Raw genomic sequence first — 16,504 nt, forward strand, 5'->3', positions numbered from 1 at the left:
CTATTGATCGTTAGAGCACGTCCATACCGCGCGAGCGATATCAGAATTGTTTGATTCAAGTGCAACACCTGAAACAACAGATTGATTGCCAAAAACAATGTTGGCACCCAATTGTAACCCATTGCGCACGAACTCGAGATCAAAAGAAATCAAGCCTTCTTGAGCAAGGACGCTTGCCTCATACGGTTGTTGATTGGAATCACCTTGTTGACCGACGGTCACGAGGTCTTTGCCCTTTGCCAGGTTTTGATAGACTTGCACAATTAATTTTTGTCCCGTGGTTTTGTTGAGACCGTTGCAAGTCATCACCAAATTAAAGTTGCTAGAGGCAAATGCGGAGCTAGAAACAAAAATCATCATCGAAACAAATGCGCCGAACTTTTTCATAAAATCTCCAGTGTGTTGTTCGCTCCCGATTTTTACGGGAGCAATCCCGCGATGTCGAAAACGAAAATATGGCTGTTTGTACTGCATGAAGTATTCCAGTACAAACAGCCACTGTGATTATTATGAGTTCAACCAGTTGAATAATTTTTTTCTAGTAGTGCGCAAATTGTTTATTTCGAGAACGATAGAGTTGCGCCAATATTGATATTCCCAACGTTCACAACGCCTGGATTATCATTATCTGGAATTCCGATTTCTGCTGTTGTGCTGCCCGCACTTGCAACGTTGTAGAATATTGTGTTAGGTGCAGCAACGCTGATATTTGCACATCCCCAAGCAGCAAAAAGCGTTTTCAAAGACGGTGCTGCTGACCAGGTGCCACCAACTCCGCATCCACCCATGAGAGCAGTGCGAGCGGCATCAGTATAGTACGCTAGGTACAAATCAGAAATTGCGTAGGCAACTTCGTACCCACCGGAAGGCACCGATGTAGCCGGTCCAACAGCATAAGTTCCGTCCTGAATAACTGCATATACTTCTGAGGTGCAAGCGGCATCGCTGTAGTAGTAAGTGACGTATTCAAAGTCGCCATCCGGTTGGTAGTGAATCATTTTATTCGTATAATTTCCGTTAGCTACAGGAGCCCCTTCGGGTACACAGCTTGAATAATAAGCGCCACTGAAGGTAACCGTTTCGCTGCCGCCATCATCTGTTGATTCTTCTGGTTGTTCGCAATTGACGAGAACCGTCACACACAAGATAGACAAGATAAGCTTCGACAACGTACTGGATAAGCTTTTCATTTTCTTCTCCGTTTTTATAAGCCCCCGAAATGAAGGCCACCTAACATTCGGTCGAATATTTCGCAGACTAAATCGATTTTTTATTAATTAATTTCTTCTCAGTTTGAGCGAATTGATTCGAGAATATTGTGTGCTTTCAGACTCATATCTTTCTGTGTTCTATGGGTGCAAATTCAATCTTTGCTTTTTTTTGAGAGCAACAATTCAGAGTTATTGCATTCAACCTTCTCGAAAAGACAGCCGGCCCTGTGTTTCAAATTGAGACGGGCATTTGGCACTAAGGTTGAACTCTGAAGTGTCATGGATCTAAAGAATCGTAGAAACCAATTTAAGTCTTTTAAAGGATTTGTATTGGCGATCATATTTACACTTGTTGGCCTGAACTGTCAGGCAAGTGCAAATCAATGCTCGGATCTTTTCTCTACGGCTTATTCTTCGACATGGATTGCGAACCTCGAAAAAGCTTCACCTGAAGCGCAAAAATTTTGGCGCGATACTGGTAAGCAGTTTCAGGAAACTCTTCAGCGCGATTTAGATCATCATCAAGACGTCTATAAAGAAGCCAAGGACGCCCGTCATCCAACAATCGCGTTCCTGCTAAAATTAGGATTTGGATTTAAGGGCGGACGCTTGGTTGTTCCTGATTTTTTCTTTATGATGAAGAATCTGGATCTCATGCGACAGTCAGCAAGCCTACCCGTTGAATTGAAATTTTTGTGGACGCTGAAACACAAACAATATGGCCTGGAGCAAGCACTTACGCTGGATCCATTTCAAGACTTTCAAGCCAGCAACATGGTTTATGAAACCAGATCAAGCTTGTTGCCCGTTGAAGCTTTTGGAAAACTGATCGCCAATGGAATTTTCCCAATCGGTGGTTTAGAGTCGGCGACGAACACAACTCGTTTCGATTTTGATCGTTTTAAAAAGGGCTCAATCTTGAGTGACTTCTTGCATGATCTCTCGCACGTGCAGAGCTTTATCGAAAATCCCGATTTTGCATCCGTTCATCAAAATGCTTACAAGGCCCGCGAAATTCGCTGGGCGCAAATGGAAAAGAAAATCGGTCCAGACAGCACACGCAATTACCGCCGCCGCGACGAAGGTGGGTTGACGCTATTTATTTTCTCAGAATCATCATGGGGATTTCACAGCCGATATAAGGAAGTGGTCGAGCAGACTCCGTTGGTGCATAAGCTCAGCACAGAACAAACGTTCATAAGCGGATCTATCTTGAAATTACTTTCTTCTGAAGATCAAGCTCTCCTCAAAACGGACCTGCAAGCACTTGAGAAAAACTGGTGGAAGATCGTAAGTTCCTACGGTGGAGCTTCGATGGATTTAATTACTTACGGACAATTTGCAGAAACAAAATACCAGCTCCCGATGAATGCCGTTCTAACTGCGCTTAAAAATGTAAATAGCAGAACTGCGGAGTGGGATAATCGCGACTTTAACGATGCAGCCCTGGTGTTGCGCTTCTTGAAAGAAGCCCCGAATTTCTCATCAAAAAGCTGGGAATACTTCGCCATCACCAAAGACGTAAAAAAATCAAAAGTCTATCAAGCCATGCGCAGAATCTTCGAAGGCCACCAAGGCTCCGACATGCAAGGATTCTCATTGCTAGCCCATTACCTCGGAATCCGCGATACTTCTCAAAATTAATTCGAAGAAACCCCGCGAGGATGTGCCAGATTTTGGGCATAAAAAAAGCCGACTTACTCAGTCAGCTTATTTATTCTTTTAAATTGGTGCCCCGCGAGGGACTTGAACCCCCACGCTTGCGCACTAGATCCTAAGTCTAGCGTGTCTGCCAATTTCACCAGCGGGGCACACCTAAAAGCGAGATACATTGATAGCGCAACCCCCTAGGGGATTGCAAGGAGAATTACTTCTCAACGATCAATTTTTTGTAGTCTGGAGCACGCATTAGGTTCGCAAGTTCCTTTTCCGTGTCCATTTCAATACGAACCAACCAGCCTTCGTTCACTGGATCGTCGTTCAAAACTGAAGGATCGTCGTTTAGGCTCGTGTTTACTTCGATTACAGTGCCTGAAACAGGCGCGTAAAGGTCGCTCACAGCTTTAACAGACTCAACCACGCCGAAAGTTTGGCCTTGAGTGATTTTTTGACCTTCTTCTGGAAGCTCAACGTAAACAACTTCACCCAATTGGTCTTGAGCGAATTCAGTGATGCCGACGGTAACGATATTCTCGTCAACTTGAGCCCACTCGTGTTCTTTCGTGTAATAGTAATCTTCTGGAATATGATAAGCCATGTTGAGTCCTTTATTTAACGATAAACGGTGTTTTGCAAACCACTGCCTTCACTTTACGGCCGCGGATATCTAATTGAAATTCTGTGCCTTCTTTCGCGTAAGCCGTTGAAATAAAGGCGATTCCAATTGGTTCATCCAGGGACGGAGAGTGAGTACCACTAGTTACCTTGCCGATTTCTTTGTTGTCAAAAGAAAATAGGGAATAGCCCTGGCGGGGGATGCCCTTCTCAAGCATCTTAAAGCCAACCAAAGTGCGCTCCAAACCGGCTTCTTTTTTACCGACGATCAAAGCCTTACCCATGAAGTCTTTTTTGGCAGGTTTCACAACCCAACCAAGGCCGGCTTCGTAAGGATTCGTTGTGTCATCGATTTCGTGACCGTAAAGAGAATACTTCATTTCAGTGCGCAAAGTGTCGCGAGCGCCCAAACCAATCGGCATTACACCTAGGTCTTTACCTTGCTCGATCAAAGCATTCCATAAAGCGACAGTTCCATTGGCTTCAACGAAAACTTCACAACCTTTTTCACCAGTGTAGCCAGTTGTCGCGATCATGATGTTGTGGTTTTGGAATTTCGTCGACTTCACCGTGAAAGGTTTCATTTCGCTTACTTTGACACCCAAAACACGGTCGCAAAGTTCCAAGGCTTTCGGGCCTTGAATCGCGATTTGACCCCAACGATCTGATTCGTCAGTGATGTCAGCACCCTTGTTGTGTTTCGTCATCCAAGCAAAGTCTTTATCTTTGTTCGAAGCATTTACGCAAACCAAGTAGTCTGAATTTTTAGACAAGCAGTAAACGATAATATCGTCGACCAAACCACCTTGATCATTCGGAAGCAAAGAGTACTGAGCTTCGCCGTCGTTCAATTTAGAAACGTCGTTTGTTGTCAGCCATTCCAAAGTTTCAAGCGCTTTAGGGCCTTTCACACGAACCTCACCCATGTGAGAAACGTCGAAAAGACCTACGTTCTTACGAACATTGTCGTGCTCTTCACGAAGGCCGATGTATTGAACGGGCATGTACCAGCCGGCGAAATCAACCATGCGGGCACCTGAGTTTACGTGTGTATCTGCGAGTGGAGTCTTTTTCATAGGCGGCATAATCTCTTTTCTATAGACAGACAGTCAATGGAGATTCTATTTTGCCGTCGTGCTCAAACTCTCACCACGCTTGCAAACCGTTTATGATCATCTCTTGCCCGGAAAACCGGTGTGGGACTTTTGTTGCGATCACGGTTACCTCGGTCTGAATGCTTATGAAAGCGGCATCTTCCCGGAAGTGCATTTTGTAGATCAAGTTCCTTCCATCATTACAAACCTTCAAACACGTTTCCGGCGTCGCGCACCTTACATGGATGGACATCCAAGCACGGCTTTTTTTCACGCGGTTCCCGCAGAGGAAATTAGGGAGCAACTGACGGGTAATGTTGTGATGTTGGGAGTGGGCGCTCACACCATTATTCGTGTGCTTCAGCAGCAAAATTTTTCGAATGTCGATCGTTTGATCCTCGGCCCCCAGAAAATGGAAACACTTGTCGTCGATGTCCTGAAAACCGCACCGGCATTGGCGTTCAGTCATGCATTACAAAAAAACCTAGAAGTTTTGGAAAAAGAGCGCGTTCGAACGTTACTTGTGATCGATAAAATGACGCAGTCTCTCGGTCATTATTAAAAGTCTGTAAGACTGTGAACAAATAATTGATTATTCGGGACCCTGTTTATAATTGTGTCGGTATGCAAGAACTTAATAAAAATTCGGATTTTAGACAATTCCTTGAAGAAGAGTTGGCTCGTCGTAGCCAAAACTATCCTCGTTATTCACTACGCGCGTTCGCACGTCACTTAGAAGTGGACTCGTCATTCCTGTCCAAAATTTTAAATGGCAAAAGAACCGTTACATTGCGTACTATTCGCATGTTCGGTGAGCGCTTGAACCTTCCACCAGAAGAACTACAACACTTCGGTGAAGTCAGCCGCGAACGTAAAATGAAACGTAAATTGGAACGCTTGTTGGAGAAAATGCCAACTGAAGAGCGTGAGCAATCAACGATTTCAATCAACGTAGATGAAGCTCGCCTTGAGCAAGCTAAAGATATGATCAAAAACTTCCGTCGTGATCTAGCAAACTTCTTGGATGCTGGAACTTCACAAGGAAAGACATATCAAATCTCTTTGTCTATGTTCCCTGTTTCTGGTTTCCGCACCGAAAACGTTGCTGAAGTCGAAATCTAGTTCTTTCATCGCACTGTCTGAATTTTGCGCCCGAGCCCTCAAAAGCTCGGGTTTTTTCGTTTTGCCGGCTGTTGAAAAAGGCCCATCTGACTGCGTTGGAGAATTCCGCTAATCGCTGCGACGTACCTGGGGTACGCCTCCGCGCTTAGCGAAACTCTCCGCCTTGCATATGGGCCTTTTTGAACAGCCTCATTGTCGGCTTGGTAGGGCTGCAATCGTCCTGCGGACGTATTGTTCGCGTGAATGGTGAGTGAAGTGGGTATTTTAAATGCACAAAAGGGATCTGCTTTCGCTAGATCCCTTTTGTTGAGCTTCTCGTCCGAAAAACAAAGGAGCTCTCAATGTCGAAACGTAAACCATGTTATTTACGTTATCGGTGTATTTTGCGTGTGACTCGAGCCATTCTGGTTATAATTCTACTGGTTTTGACGATCGTCGCAAAAATTAAAGCTTTATAGCTGATACCTGACAGTGAGGTCGCTCTTTTGCGTTTCAATGTGTTACACAGTGACTCGGACCAAGGAATGGGACGTAAAATCCCGGACGCTGGGGTTCGACAGGGATGGGGTCTGGCGAAGGCGCCTTCCGTAGTAGCGTAAATTGCCAATAAAAACTGACGAGTATGAGCCAACTCTTTAAATGGCGCCAAAGGGCCTTCGCTGTTCAAGCTTTGGAAAGTTTAAGGCCTCGAGATGACTGGTTACTTAAGGATTTTGAGTTCTTTTTCGACGCGGATTTCGGCTGAGACTTTTTGTTGGTCTTCGGGGAGTTCGATGAGGACGCCGCGGGGGATTTCTTGCGATTGGCCTTTACGGTGCATCCAAGCGAGGAATTCGCGGTCCGTTCCTTGGCAGATCATTTGGCGGTCTTTGCCTTTTTCTTTTAATAAATCACCAACAACACGTGCGGCTTTGATTTCAGTCGCAGGTTTTGTTTTTCGCACCAATAGATAGCTCATAGTTAGAGTGCGGTTTTTCATTGGTAGGAAGGCTTCCATTTTCGTGAACCAATCTGGTGCTTGGAAATGGAAGCGATCGTGACACCAATCTGTTTTAGATTGAGTGAGAAGTGGGCACGCCTCTTCGTGCGTGCACGGAGCGTAGATGTGATAGCCTTTTTCTAAAAGCTCACGTCTTAAGATTAATAACTTGCGACCATCTTGTTGAGTTGATGGTTCAACTAACATCATGGCTTCGCACTCAAGAGCCCACTTAGGCAGACTTGTTAGTTCCGTCAGAGAATAAGAAAACACAGCTAAAGATTTTTTTGGCAAAATCAGATCACTGGCTTCCATCGTCTTTTGCCATTTTGTCGCTTTGAAATGTGCAAAGTTTTGATCGATCAGTTTCGCAGGCTCGTTCGCGCGTTCAATCAATGTGAATTTAAAATTCTTTTCTTGCGCCAAAACCAATGAAGCAGTCGCCAAGCCTGCGCCAAAATCAATAACATGATCGAGGTCTTTGAAGAAATCACGACGGCGGCCTTCTTCTGTCACCGCCGACAAGCGCGCCATGTTCAGTGGCAGGTAGTAACAAAGGTACGCAATCTGTGCCCAGCGTTCGTGCCAGGGTGTTTGTTTGTCAGGATTGGCGATAAAATAATCGGAAAGTGCCAGAACAGCTTTTGCTAGGTCTTGAGTGTTGTAGAGACTTAAGCCGTAAGCTTTTAAAGCTTTGGAAATAGATTCTTCAATTTGCGGGCTTACGCCATAAAAACGTTGCATGGATTAAAGCTCCATCAATTTTGCAGAAACTTGTTCTGGCGTAATATCGTTCATGCAATCAGGATGTTCTTGCTCGGGAACAAAGATTGAAACCTTATTTCCACGAGCCGCCCAACGACGTGGATGTTGCACGCGAAGGGGAGAATAAAGTCCCAAAACAGGAACGCCCAAAGAGGCGGCCATATGGGCAACTCCGGTACTTGGAACAACAACAGCTTTGCTGTTGCTAAGAACCGTTAACAGCTCTGGCGTTTTCAACTGATTCTGCAAATTCATCACGCGCGAATTAGATTTAAAATGCTCGCGAATCGGAGCAATGAAAGCCTCATCCATCGGAGTGCCCGTTAGAACCACTGGAAAATGCGGGAGTGTTTTTTCGATCAAGGAAACATAATTCTTGGTTGGCCAGTTCAGTGCCGAACCCGCCATTCCCGGATGAACCACCACGTAAGATTCTTTTTGAAGATGAAACTTCTCAAGCAGTCCCGGGTTGTTCGGAGCGACCATGTTTAACGTCGGTGTCGGGGACCTAGAGCCTTTAAAATCCATAGCATATGCTAGCAGGTCTAAGTTGTAGTCGGCCTCGTGTTGGACCGAATGGCTGCGTTTCTGGCGCAATCCACGATTTAGGAATAGAAAACTATGCCATTGTGAGAGGACGCCCGCCCGAACCGGAACTTTTTCTAAGAAAAAAGCCGCATTCACCCACCATGGCGCTTGAAAACTCACGGCCACGTCGGGTTTGTATTCGCGTACGTACTCACGGAGTTTTTTGAAAGAAACTTTCCAGTCATCTTTAGACAGCTCAAGGTAAGTTCTTTTTGGAGTGGAGTGATCGGGTACAAAGGACAAACCTTTTGCGATCACCCATCTTGAATCAACACCCTTCATGAATTCGGCCTGATCCACACACATCGTGGAGATCAGGTCACCGATCTTATCAAGCCGAACCAGAAGGACTTTTTTCATTTCGCTTATCTGTACTCTTCAATCGAAGGGCAAGAGCAAATAAGGTTGCGGTCACCGTAGGCGTTATCAACACGACCTACAGAAGGCCAGAACTTATTAGCACGCAACCACTCAAGTGGGTACACCGCCTCTTCACGAGAGTAAGGATGATTCCATTCAGGCTTCATCATCATCTGTGCTGTGTGCGGAGAATTGCGAAGAGCATTGTTCTCTTTATCCATTTTGCCAGACTCAACGGCTGCGATTTCTGAGCGAATCGCCAACATTGAGTCGATAAAACGATCGAGTTCTTTTTTGTTTTCAGATTCAGTTGGCTCAATCATCAAAGTTCCCGCAACTGGGAAGCTCATTGTTGGCGCGTGGAACCCGAAGTCGATCAAGCGTTTTGCAACGTCAGTGACGTCAATGCCTGAAGTCTTTTTCAAATCGCGAAGGTCGATAATACATTCGTGGGCCACAAAACCGTTTTTACCTTTGTAAAGAACAGGGTAGTGGTTTTCTAGTTTCTTCGCGATGTAGTTCGCGCTCAAAATAGAAACCAATGTGGCTTTTTTCAAACCTTCCGCGCCCATCATTGTGATGTACGCCCAAGAGATCGGCAAAATACTTGCTGAACCCCAAGGAGCAGATGTCGTTGAAGTGATACCCGTTGCCGGACCTGCTTCAGGAACCAAAGAATGCTTCGGAAGGAATTGCGCCAAATGCGCGCCTACACCGATAGGACCAACACCCGGTCCGCCACCACCGTGAGGGATCGCGAACGTTTTATGCAAGTTCAAGTGAGACACGTCAGCACCAAATGCACCCGGACGAGAAAGTCCTACTTGTGCATTCATGTTCGCGCCGTCCATGTAAACTTGGCCGCCGTTTGCGTGAACGATGTCGCAAATTTCTTTGATACCTTCTTCAAACACACCATGAGTTGAAGGGTACGTGATCATCAAGCATGACAAGTCTTTGGCATGTTGTTGAGCTTTCAATTTCAAGTCTGGAATATCAACGTTACCTTGGTCATCACAATTCACAACCACAACTTCCATGCCAGCAAGGGCAGCCGAAGCAGGGTTTGTTCCGTGCGCTGATTGAGGAATCAAGCAGATGTTACGTTGAGCTTCGCCACGAGATTGGTGGTATTTACGAATCACAAGAAGACCCGCGTATTCACCTTGAGAACCTGCATTTGGTTGCAAGCTCACTGCTGCAAAACCTGTGATGTCAGCCAATTTCTTTTCAAGGTCTTTGATCATTTCGATCAAACCAGCTGCTTGCGCCACTGGAGCAAACGGATGAAGTTTGCTGATTTCTGGCCATGAAACAGGAACAAGTTCCGTTGTTGCGTTCAACTTCATCGTGCAAGATCCAAGTGGGATCATGGAATGAGTCAAAGTCAAATCGCGGTTTTGCAACATGTGGATGTAACGAAGCATTTCAGTCTCACTGTGGTGAGAGTTGAAAACTTCGTGAGTCATGTAATCAGTTTTACGAACAAGATTTGCAGGAATTTCTAGTTTCAATGAAGCATCAACTTCATCGTACTTGAATGGAACTGCAGCGCCCATGTTGAAAGCTTGCCAGATTTGTTCAACATCTTCTGGAGTTGTTGGTTCATTCAAAGACAAACCGATTTTATTTGCATTGTACAAACGGAAATTCATACCTTGCTTTTCTGCTTGCGCGGCAATCGCTTTTGCTTTGTCAGTCGTGTAAGTCACAGTATCAAAGAATGGACCTTGCGATGATTGGAAGCCAAGCTTCACAAGACCGGCATTCAAAACACCTGTCATACGATTGATACGTTGAGCGATTTTCTTAAGACCTTTTGGTCCGTGGTAAACCGCATACATTGCCGCCATATTTGCTAGCAACACTTGCGCTGTACAAATATTTGAAGTCGCTTTTTCACGACGGATATGTTGTTCACGAGTTTGCAAAGCCAAACGCAACGCCGGTTTGCCTTGAGAGTCTTGGCTGACCCCCACCAGACGACCTGGCATCAAACGCTTGTAAGCGTCCTTCGTTGCCATGTATCCCGCGTGAGGACCACCGAAACCGAGTGGAACACCGAAACGTTGAGAATTACCAACAACAATATCCGCACCCCATTCGCCAGGAGCTGCAAACATAGTAAGTGCCAACAAGTCAGCAGACGCCACAACGTGAGCACCTTTTTCGTGATACTTTTCAGTCGCGGCTTTCAAATCTTCAACCACACCTTCTGTGTTCGGGTATTGGAAGAATGCTGCAAATACTGGTTTTGCGAAATCGTATTTCGTTGGATCCGCAATGATCATCTCGTAGCCAAGAGGTTCGGCACGAGTGCCCAATACTTCAATTACATGAGGATGCATTTGTGGAGAAACGACAAACGCATTTGCTTTTGTTTTGCAAAGTGCGTGAGCCATGAACATCGCTTCCGCAGCGGCAGTGCCTTCATCAAGCAAAGACGCGTTGGCGATTTCCATTTTCGCAAGATCCGTGATCATTGTTTGGAAATTCAAAAGAGATTCCAAACGACCTTGTGCAATCTCTGCTTGGTAAGGAGTGTAGGCCGTGTACCAGACTGGGTTTTCGAAAATGTTTCTTTGAATCACAGTCGGAGTCAAAGTGTCGTGGAAACCCATGCCGATATAAGTTTTAAAAACTTTGTTTTTAGAAACCATCGATTTCAAGTGATTCAAAAGACCTGCTTCTGAAATACCAGGACCGACATCAGAGTATTTGTGATCCGTGCGGATTTGCGCAGGGATGATGGCTTTGGCCATATCTTCAAGAGAGTTAAAACCAAGAGTTTTCAACATCGCTTGGATGTCGGAATCTTGGGGGCCGATATGGCGGGAAATAAATTCGTTTTTCGGAGAGAAATCGTGAGTATTCATGTGCACCTCAAATGACGACGCCACAGTAACATAGCCCCCGTTGCTTAGAAAGATTTGTCACAAAGTGAATGCGGGGCAATGCAAAGTGAAGTGCTGAAATTATAGGCTAAATTTTGAAGACTCGCTAGGGCTACAAAGACGCTTCCTGGCCCAATTGGCCGGAAGCTTTGGCTAGCTGCGCTGCTGTGGCTTCTTGTCTACGCTTTTCGCCTCGACGGAAGATCAACATAGCAAGGCCACAGATCGTCAATCCGCCCAAACAGACAGCAGGCCAGCGTCCCCAGCTCCACAATTGTGAGCCAATAAAGGATCCCAGGCTGCCTCCGACAAAGTACGAGAAGATATAAATCGTGTTCAGACGGCTGCGGGCTTCGGCATTGAGCTCAAAAATACGGGATTGGTTGGAAATATGGGCGACTTGAACTCCCATATCTAAAAGCAAAACTGCGATAATCAGTCCCACGACCTGAGAGCCGGCAATACCCAACAACAGAAACGCACCCATCGTGCTGTAAATTCCTAAGCGAATGGTTGCAGCGGCACCTTTTTTATCTGCGTAACGTCCCGTCAAAGGGGCCGCCAACGCTCCGATCATGCCCAGTGCGCCAAAAAATCCAATCGTCTGAGGGGAGTAATTAAAAGGTTCGCCTTCAAGCAAAAATGTCAGCGTCGTCCAAAATGCCGAGAAGGTCAAAAACACCAAGCTCCCGATCATCGCGGCTTCACGAGCGACCGGTAGATCACGAACCAGATTTTTCATTGAAACGAGAAGGTCTTTGTAGGTGCCGTTAAACGAAGGTTCCGATGATGGGAGCGCTAGCGGAGTCACGAGCATCAAAATCAAACTCGCACTGCCTGCAAAGATAAATGCACTCTGCCAACCAAAGTGTTCCCCAAAAACTCCCGCAAGGGTTCTGGCCATCAAGGAGCCTAAAAGAATTCCGGAAAGCACAGTGCCGACGACTTTGCCTCTTTCGCGTGGACGAGCGAGATGGGCTGAAAACGGAATCAGCACAGAACCCGAAATATTGAAAAAGCCCATCGCAAAACTAAGCGCGCAAAGCAAATAGTAGGAACGACTAAAAGCAATTCCAATCGCAAAAGATCCCGCCGCTAAAAGACTCACTTGCAAAAGTTTGCGGCGTTCAATCATGTCACCAAGTGGAACGAGGAACAAAATTCCCAGAGCGTAACCGATCAATGTCAGAGCGGGAACAACTGAAATAGCTTGTTCAGAAACTGCAAACTCACGCGCTAAAATTCCGAGAAGCGGCTGGTTGTAGTAGAGATTTCCTGTCACAAGTGCACAGGTGAGAGTCATGAAGAGTACTTGAAAGCGCGTAAGACCTTTTTCCATCCCTCCATAGTTAAAGCATCTAAATGTGAGTATCAAGTAATAGGGGTTTCACTCTGAAACATGCTTCGGCCCCCTGTGAGCGCAAAACGTCTCTGTGAGCAAAAATTTACCTATAAAAGCCATTTAAAGCGTTATGGCCCCTCTGGGGCTCGGCACTGGCATTGCTCTAAGAGTGAGCACGTGGAGTGTATGAGAATGCGAATAAATCTTGTAAAACCCAAAGAAAGACCCGTCCCAAGCTTGAAGCAGAAAGCTCTCAAGATGGGGAGCCTTATTGTGGGCGTGAACTTAGCCTTGATCATGGTGACCGCCGAGATGGGCGATTCATCATTGCATCCTGCTGCCCTCCTTGAATCTATTACCAGCACGGACGAGGTGAAAGAAGCCGCTCCAGCTCTCGCTCCGAATCGTGAATTGATCCTTTCTGATTACAGAGACTTAGTATCTGAACAATTCCATATTCCAGACGGCCTTCGTGACCGAGTGGGTTTTTGGTTCGACGTTTATACGAAATACGATAATAACAACCGCATCATCCATCATTCGGATTTCCCTTGGGTGATCTTTAAAGTGGTCGATGTCACAGATATTATTAATGCGGAAGAACCGCGCGTGCGTTGGCTTCGTAATGTGAAAGCCGATAAGACGGTACAAAAAGAGCTTGAGCAATTCCGTAAGGCTTTGCGTGAGCTTTCTCGCGGTAAGCCAGTTAATACGGCTAACGAGTATCATGTTGCGATTGAAAAAAGTCTTTCTGTATTGCCGGGTGGCTTAAAAGAAAATGCGAAAAAAGCTTTGTACAACGTTCGTGTGCAAACAGGTCAACGTAATTTCTTTGAAGAAGGTCTTGAAGTCAGTCCACTGTATCTAAAAGGCATGGAAGAAATCTTCCGTAATCACAATATGCCTGTAGAACTCACGCGCTTGCCATTCGTGGAAAGCAGCTTCAATAAACACGCGAAAAGTAAAGTGGGCGCATCAGGCTTGTGGCAGTTTATGGATAGCACCGGCCGTAAATTCATGGTTGTGCAGGACCATATCGACGAGAGAACTTCACCATTTAAAGCTACTGAAGCAGCAGCTCGCTTGTTGAAAGAGAATCATATGATTTTAAAGCGCTCATGGCCTTTGGCTGTGACGGCGTGGAACCACGGGCCTTCTGGCATTCGTAAAGCGATGAAACGCGCGGGGAGTGAAGATCTCTCTCAAATCGTCGCTAAATATCGCTCGGGCTCTTTTGATTTTGCTTCTTCGAATTTCTACTCAGAGTTCTTGGCCGCTTTGTTTGCGGAGCGCTATCACGACGAAATGTTCTCTAATCTTGAGTATGAAAGAGAGCTTGATCTTCACACTGTGAAGCTGGCTCGTTCGATTGGTGCTAAAGAGTTGCTGCGTCTAAGCGGTTTGTCGAAAGAAGATTTCTTACTTTTCAACCCAGATTTAAAACGTGCGGTTGATCGCAATGCCTCTGTTCCCCGTGGGTTTACTTTGATGTTGGATGACGGTTCTCGTTTGGTTCTTAAGAATCTTTTGACGAAGGAAACTCGTCCACCTAAAGAAAAAGTCAGCGACGCGGATATCGTTTCACTCTAAAATTTAGAAGTGAATATGTAGAAAAAAGAAAAGCCTATTCCCTGCGGAATAGGCTTTTTAGTTTTAGAAGTTGTCGTTCAGATTACTTCTTACGAGAAGTCTTCTTTGCTACTTTTTTTGTAGTCGCTTTTTTAGGAGCGGCTTTCTTAGCAGTCGTGCGAGAAGAAGAAGCTTTCTTAGTTGTTTTCTTCGCCATTTGCTTTTTGAACAAAGCTTTTTCTAGCTCAGATTTTTTTGCTAAAGCTTTCTTTTTGTAAGCCGCGATGTTTTTTTCAAGATCATCAGCTGACTTTTTGATTTTAGTGATTGTTGTGTTCACTTCTTTTTCAAGTTTCTCTTCAGAAACGCTCAAGACTTTCACGATGTCTTGGTATGTTTTCCAAGCCATTTCGATCTTTTCTTCTTTTTGTTGATCGATGCGACCTTTCAATTGCGATTCTTTCTTTTTGATTTCATCGCTCAAAGTTTGGAAATTTTCGAGCAAGTTCTGCACGTTTTTATTTTTAGAAAGGTTCGTAAGAAGTTTTTGGAATGCTGCTGTCGCCATACAATCTCCTTTTAAAGAAGTTTTAACCATACACGGGCCTTTTCAGAATGAAAAGACCTGCTTGTTTACTTTGACACAAATTTAATCGTTTCTAACCAAATCTCGCGTTGAGCAGAGTATTGACCTGGGAATTTTTCAAGACCCTTTTCGCGCAATTTCATCGCGTACTCTGTCATATAGACTTTGAGTGCTTCTTCATCCTTAATTTTATAAATGATATCGACATCTTTGCTTGACGCTTCCATCGATCCACCTTTACGCAAGCAAAGCTCTGCTTCTAAGAAGCCAGGGCATGTAAGCATCTCATTGATGTGTTCATTTTTAAGCCATTCAACGTACTCAGGGTAAACTTCGTGGCGCACTTTGAGTTGAACAATGTAGGTAACCATAATTTCTCTTCCTATAGCGTGAATTTAAAATCGTTGATCAAAAGTCCTGGAACCTTCATGCCGCCGAATCCGCGAGCTTCATAGGTTCCCACATTTGGTTCAACCTCTTGCTGTTTCGTGATGGCAACAAGATTTTTACCAAGGCAATCGTAAAGGCTCTCGTCAAAGCGCATGTCTGCGATCGGAGCTTGGATTTCCCCATTCTCAACCCAGAAACACGCATAACGAGTCATGCCTGTGATGCGAGCGCCCATGCGGTCGGACCAGTTAATGTAATGCAGATTCGACAAGTACAAGCCTGTGCCGAGTTCTTTCAAAATATTTTGCTCTTCCAAACTGCCTGGCAAGATCTCAAGCGAACGAGGACCTTCGGAGTTATCAGCATTGTTGCCTTGAACACCGTACTCTTTTGCAGAACGCGTGCTGATCATAAGGTTTTTGAGTTCACCATTGAGAACCAAATCAGTTTTTGCTGGAGCCAATTCACCCAACGAGTTGAATGGATGAGTCAGTCCCAAGGCAAAGTTTTCTTGAATGTTCAAAAGCGGGGAGAAGTTTTCTTCTTTGTTCACAGCTTTTTGCAAAGCCGAAGAACCTTGGCGGAAAGCATTGTAACTAAATGCACCCCAAGAGAACATCGTCGCAATTTCCGCAACGGCTGCAGGAGCCAAATAAGTGCGATAAGCACCTGGCTTTAAAGTTTTGCGAGGACGATCTAGCAACGCCAATTTATTGCGGCTCTCTGCTAAAGAAGTTTTAAAGCGTTCTTGATTCCACTCGGTGCCAGCGTAAACACCCTTCACGGCCTTTTCACCCAAGTATAGAGAATAATCGAAAGAGAAATTCTCATTCGAGAACCAGTGGCTTTGACCTTTGGAATTTTTATTGGCAGCGACCAATGGACCGCCGCTGTAAATACCCGCAAGGTCTGAACCCTGTGCGGGCCCCGTGATCGCAGCAACCACATCGGAATCGCTCAAGAGTTTTCCTTTAAGCGCGATATCACTATTGCCGTTGTTTACCAATGCCACTTGATATGGATCTTCTGGCAAAAGAGCGCACTCTTGACGAGCTTCATTCAACCAGAAAGAAGCTCGCTTCAAATCTTCTTCGACATTTCCTGAGATAGAAAAGCTGATCGAAGCGGTGCGCTGATTTTTTTGCAGAAGCAAACTGATCGAGCGTTGTTCGATTTGCGTGTTCTGACGAACTTTGTTGCCGTTAAAACGAACGAACAAAGATTCTTCACCATGCAAATTGATATTCGCGTTTTCACCCTCTTTAAGTTCGTTCAAAAGAGCGTCAGAAACTTGATTGAAACAAGATTTTAGATTTTCTGTAAAACTCAT

General features: G+C 45.2%; 15 protein-coding genes and 1 tRNA gene. 4 read left to right on the forward strand and 12 right to left on the reverse strand.

Annotation, left to right across the window (positions count from 1 at the left end; translation table 11 throughout):
- Together ACLWOR_RS10285 and ACLWOR_RS10290 are read right to left on the reverse strand one after the other, a co-directional pair.
- Nucleotides 1-387: a hypothetical protein gene (locus ACLWOR_RS10285; RefSeq protein ID WP_413940617.1), complete on the reverse strand. Its 387-nt coding sequence runs from the start codon at nt 385-387 to the stop codon at nt 1-3.
- A 170-nt stretch (nt 388-557) separates the two neighbouring features.
- A complete protein-coding gene (locus ACLWOR_RS10290; RefSeq protein WP_413940618.1) occupies nt 558-1,190 on the reverse strand; it encodes a hypothetical protein in 633 nt (210 codons plus the stop codon).
- Nucleotides 1,191-1,490: 300 nt separating this feature from the next.
- Between ACLWOR_RS10290 and ACLWOR_RS10295 the strand changes: the two genes are divergently transcribed.
- Nucleotides 1,491-2,855, forward strand: a complete 1,365-nt coding sequence (locus tag ACLWOR_RS10295) for a hypothetical protein (RefSeq protein WP_413940619.1) — start codon at nt 1,491-1,493, stop codon at nt 2,853-2,855.
- 84 nt (nt 2,856-2,939) lie between these two features.
- Here ACLWOR_RS10295 and ACLWOR_RS10300 read toward each other — a convergent pair.
- The 3 genes from ACLWOR_RS10300 to gcvT all read right to left on the reverse strand — a co-directional run bounded on the left by ACLWOR_RS10300 (nt 2,940) and on the right by gcvT (nt 4,561).
- Nucleotides 2,940-3,022, reverse strand: a tRNA-Leu gene (locus tag ACLWOR_RS10300).
- Between the two features lie 56 nt (nt 3,023-3,078).
- Entirely contained in the window at nt 3,079-3,468 is a 390-nt protein-coding gene (gene gcvH / locus ACLWOR_RS10305; RefSeq protein ID WP_413940620.1) for a glycine cleavage system protein GcvH, read from the reverse strand.
- 10 nt (nt 3,469-3,478) lie between these two features.
- A complete protein-coding gene (gcvT, locus tag ACLWOR_RS10310) occupies nt 3,479-4,561 on the reverse strand; it encodes a glycine cleavage system aminomethyltransferase GcvT (RefSeq protein WP_413940621.1) in 1,083 nt (360 codons plus the stop codon).
- A gap of 58 nt (nt 4,562-4,619) precedes the next feature.
- Between gcvT and ACLWOR_RS10315 the strand changes: the two genes are divergently transcribed.
- Complete coding sequence (locus ACLWOR_RS10315) at nt 4,620-5,141, forward strand: SAM-dependent methyltransferase (protein WP_413940622.1); 522 nt, start codon at nt 4,620-4,622, stop codon at nt 5,139-5,141.
- 62 nt (nt 5,142-5,203) lie between these two features.
- Nucleotides 5,204-5,701, forward strand: a complete 498-nt coding sequence (locus ACLWOR_RS10320; RefSeq protein WP_413940623.1) for a DUF4423 domain-containing protein — start codon at nt 5,204-5,206, stop codon at nt 5,699-5,701.
- A 700-nt stretch (nt 5,702-6,401) separates the two neighbouring features.
- Here ACLWOR_RS10320 and ACLWOR_RS10325 read toward each other — a convergent pair.
- The 4 genes from ACLWOR_RS10325 to ACLWOR_RS10340 form a co-directional block, all read right to left on the reverse strand.
- Nucleotides 6,402-7,424, reverse strand: coding sequence for a small ribosomal subunit Rsm22 family protein (locus ACLWOR_RS10325; RefSeq protein WP_413940624.1), 1,023 nt, complete (start codon nt 7,422-7,424; stop codon nt 6,402-6,404).
- A gap of 3 nt (nt 7,425-7,427) precedes the next feature.
- Nucleotides 7,428-8,393, reverse strand: coding sequence for a glycosyltransferase family 9 protein (locus ACLWOR_RS10330; RefSeq protein WP_413940625.1), 966 nt, complete (start codon nt 8,391-8,393; stop codon nt 7,428-7,430).
- Nucleotides 8,394-8,398: 5 nt separating this feature from the next.
- Nucleotides 8,399-11,269, reverse strand: a complete 2,871-nt coding sequence (gcvP, locus tag ACLWOR_RS10335) for an aminomethyl-transferring glycine dehydrogenase (protein WP_413940626.1) — start codon at nt 11,267-11,269, stop codon at nt 8,399-8,401.
- Nucleotides 11,270-11,399: 130 nt separating this feature from the next.
- The gene (locus ACLWOR_RS10340; protein ID WP_413940627.1) at nt 11,400-12,626 is read right to left on the reverse strand and encodes an MFS transporter; all 1,227 of its coding nucleotides are present in this window, start codon (nt 12,624-12,626) and stop codon (nt 11,400-11,402) included.
- Nucleotides 12,627-12,821: 195 nt separating this feature from the next.
- Between ACLWOR_RS10340 and ACLWOR_RS10345 the strand changes: the two genes are divergently transcribed.
- Nucleotides 12,822-14,219: a lytic transglycosylase domain-containing protein gene (locus ACLWOR_RS10345; protein WP_413940628.1), complete on the forward strand. Its 1,398-nt coding sequence runs from the start codon at nt 12,822-12,824 to the stop codon at nt 14,217-14,219.
- An 82-nt stretch (nt 14,220-14,301) separates the two neighbouring features.
- Here the strand turns inward: ACLWOR_RS10345 and ACLWOR_RS10350 are convergent, their stop codons facing one another.
- The 3 genes from ACLWOR_RS10350 to ACLWOR_RS10360 form a co-directional block, all read right to left on the reverse strand.
- A complete protein-coding gene (locus ACLWOR_RS10350; RefSeq protein ID WP_413940629.1) occupies nt 14,302-14,766 on the reverse strand; it encodes an actin-binding protein in 465 nt (154 codons plus the stop codon).
- Between the two features lie 65 nt (nt 14,767-14,831).
- Entirely contained in the window at nt 14,832-15,155 is a 324-nt protein-coding gene (locus tag ACLWOR_RS10355) for a DUF4286 family protein (protein WP_413940630.1), read from the reverse strand.
- Nucleotides 15,156-15,166: 11 nt separating this feature from the next.
- Nucleotides 15,167-16,504: a TldD/PmbA family protein gene (locus tag ACLWOR_RS10360; protein WP_413940631.1), complete on the reverse strand. Its 1,338-nt coding sequence runs from the start codon at nt 16,502-16,504 to the stop codon at nt 15,167-15,169.

Source organism: Bdellovibrio sp. HCB2-146 (assembly GCF_047345725.1).
In the GTDB taxonomy this organism is placed as follows: Bacteria; Bdellovibrionota; Bdellovibrionia; order Bdellovibrionales; family Bdellovibrionaceae; genus Bdellovibrio.